Annotated in this window: 1 protein-coding gene and 1 pseudogene; both read left to right on the top strand. The window is 54.0% G+C overall.

Annotation, left to right across the window (positions count from 1 at the left end; all coding sequences use genetic code 11):
- A pseudogene (locus tag ACTHTS_RS11080) lies at nucleotides 1–348 on the top strand (carbon starvation protein A); the annotation flags it as partial.
- A partial coding sequence (locus ACTHTS_RS11075; RefSeq protein WP_440370066.1) for a CstA-like transporter-associated (seleno)protein occupies nucleotides 338–483 on the top strand: 146 nt, incomplete at its 3' end. The pseudogene ACTHTS_RS11080 and the gene ACTHTS_RS11075, both read left to right, overlap by 11 nt.

Raw genomic sequence — 483 nt, 5'->3', positions numbered from 1 at the left:
GTTCCTGCTGTCGGCGTCTTGTTTGTGCCCTGCTATGCCGGTTTGCAAAAACTGTCCCACAGCGACCCACGCGTCAGCTCCTTGGCTCACGCAGACAAATACCGCGATGCCTTGGCTTCAGGCGAAGTCCTTGCTCCAGCTAAAGACATTGGCGAACTGTCACAAATCATCTTCACCGACCAAATCAATGCCGGTCTGACCGCTTTGTTCTTGGCCGTTGTCGTGATTGTCGCCGTGTACGGTTTCCGTACCGCCATGAAAGCCCGCAAAGTCGGCTGGCCAACTGCTAAAGAAATTCCAGCAGTGTCCCGCGACGGTAAACAGCCGGAGGCTCAGCATGAAGCATAAGCTCGCATCTTGGTGGAAAACCATCAAGCTGACAGCCAACTTGATGGCCGGTGTCCCAGCTTATGAAAACTACGTTGCCCGCCAGCGCAAACATAATCCCAATGCGCCGGTTATGACCGATCTGCAATTCCAAGA

The organism is Neisseria sp. P0019.S003, from assembly GCF_051957115.1.
Taxonomy (GTDB): Bacteria; Pseudomonadota; Gammaproteobacteria; order Burkholderiales; family Neisseriaceae; genus Neisseria; species Neisseria flavescens_D.
The sequence above is the reverse complement of the archived record's forward strand: the minus strand, read 5'-3'. Positions and strand labels throughout refer to the sequence as shown.